Source organism: Hymenobacter agri (assembly GCF_054778495.1).
Genome location: NZ_BAAGZM010000726.1, coordinates 1 through 1,901 on the forward strand (window position 1 = coordinate 1; position 1,901 = coordinate 1,901).

Here is a 1,901-nt window from a genome sequence, read left to right on the forward strand (position 1 = left end):
GCCCGCGGGCCGCGTTCGAGGTAGCTGCCGCCGGCGTTGCCGTTGTTGGCCTGCAGGGCTTCGTAGAGCTCGGCCATGCTCACGCCCGCGCCGGCCAGGCGGGCAGGGTCCACGCTCACCTCGTACTCGCGCACGTAGCCGCCGAAGCTGCTCACGTCAACCACGCCGTTCACGCCGGCCAGGCGGCGCTTCACCAGCCAGTCCTGGATTTCGCGCAACTGGGCCAGCCCATACTGCTTCTCGTAGCCCTTTTTGACTTTAATGGTGTATTGATAAATCTCGCCCAGGCCAGTGGTGATGGGCGCCATGCCCGGCGCACCCAGGCCCTGACCGAGGTCGGCTTCGGCCACTTTGAGCTTCTCGGCTACCAGCTGGCGGGTGTGGTAGGTGTCCACATCTTCCTCAAACACCACGGTAATTACAGACAGCCCGAAGCGGGAAATTGAGCGGATTTCCGTGACGTCCGGGATGGTGCGCAGCTGTAATTCGAGCGGCACGGTGATGAGCTGCTCCACCTCCTGCGCCGCCAGTGCGGGGCTTTGGGTGATGACCTGAACCTGGTTGTTGGTGACGTCCGGAATGGCGTCGAGCGGCAGGCTGGCGGCCGAGAACACGCCCCAGGCCACAAGGCCGGCCAGCATCAGGGCCACCAATATCTTGTTGCGGATGCTAAAATTGATAATCGCCGAAAGCATGCGAATACGGTGCAATACGGCCCAGCCCGGGCGCGGCTATCGGGCCGGCCGGGAGGGGCTGATAATCCAGTAAAAGGGGAGAGGGCCCGGAGTTCGGGGCCGACGCCAGCTGGGGCGTGGGCGCACTGCGTCCGGGGGCGCGGGCGGGTTAGGCTCGGGGCGGCTGGCCCAGCGAATTGCTCAGGCTGAATGCGTAGCGCGGCGCAGCGGCAGCGCGGTAAGCCCGGGTTGCGGCCATTGCAGGCCGGGGAGTGAATACTACGCGCGTCACCGACGCTACCACGAAGCTGAGCTGCACGCAGCCGTGGTGGCAGCGCAAAGGCAGGTTGTGGTGGTCTTGCTGATGGCGGGGCGAAAGTGTGCAGCCCGCGTAGTGTTTGGTGCCCGCGCCGTAGTGCTCGGCCAGGAACTGGCCCAGGCTCAGCCCACCGCCGGCCGCCGAGTGATGGTACTGATAATGCTCTACCAATGAGGGCAGCTTGGCCAACTCGCCCAAGTCATTCTCCGGAATGAAGCTGCCCAGCAGCATCAGGATTCCCAGAAAGAAGGCGAGGGTGGAGCGCATAGCGGGAGAGAAACGGCCGGAGCAGGAAAATAGTTGGCGCGTTGCTGGCACAAAATTAGTCTACTAATGCCCTACTATTGCCAAAGCCTCCCCCGCACCCGCCGTACTTTTGCCCCATGCGCTACCTCCTGACCTTGCTAATTGCCCTGACCACGCTGGCTGCCCAGGCCGGCCCGCCGCAGCTGCTGCTCGATGTGGCCCGCTTCCGCAACCTCGACAAAGTGGTGAAGGGGGCCGAAGTGGAAATCTACGTGACCGTGCCCACCCAGCCGCTCACCTACCGGCAGCGGGCGCCGAAGTCGTTTCAGTCGTCGGCCGTGGTCACGCTCGATATTCTGAAGGCCGACGGCAAACCCGTCTACCACGAAGTCATCACGCTGAAGCCGCCGGTGCTCTCCGATACCTCCATTGCCATCAAAAACCCGCTGAGCTTCCTCAAGCGCGTGCAGCTGCCCGATGGCAAATACACCCTGCGCGGTACCATCAAAGACCAATACAAGAGTGCCAGCGGCGAAACCACCGTCGAGAAGCCGCTGGTGCTGGAAGCGCCCGCCACTGGTCCCTTCCTCTCCGATGTGGTGCTGCTGGCCCGCCCGGCCGTGCGCGGCGCCAGCGACGACAACTTCGGCCGCGGCGGCTAC

At 64.2% G+C, this 1,901-nt stretch carries 3 protein-coding genes; 1 reads left to right on the top strand and 2 read right to left on the bottom strand.

Features of this window, described 5'->3' with window-relative positions:
- Positions 1-695: efflux RND transporter permease subunit (locus ACYVDE_RS21450; protein ID WP_460503576.1), on the bottom strand; the 695-nt coding region annotated here is incomplete at its 3' end.
- Positions 696-843: 148 nt separating this feature from the next.
- Positions 844-1,260, bottom strand: coding sequence for a hypothetical protein (locus ACYVDE_RS21455; RefSeq protein WP_460503577.1), 417 nt, complete (start codon positions 1,258-1,260; stop codon positions 844-846).
- A gap of 116 nt (positions 1,261-1,376) precedes the next feature.
- Between ACYVDE_RS21455 and ACYVDE_RS21460 the strand changes: the two genes are divergently transcribed.
- The coding region (locus ACYVDE_RS21460; RefSeq protein ID WP_460503578.1) for a hypothetical protein at positions 1,377-1,901 on the top strand (525 nt) is incomplete at its 3' end.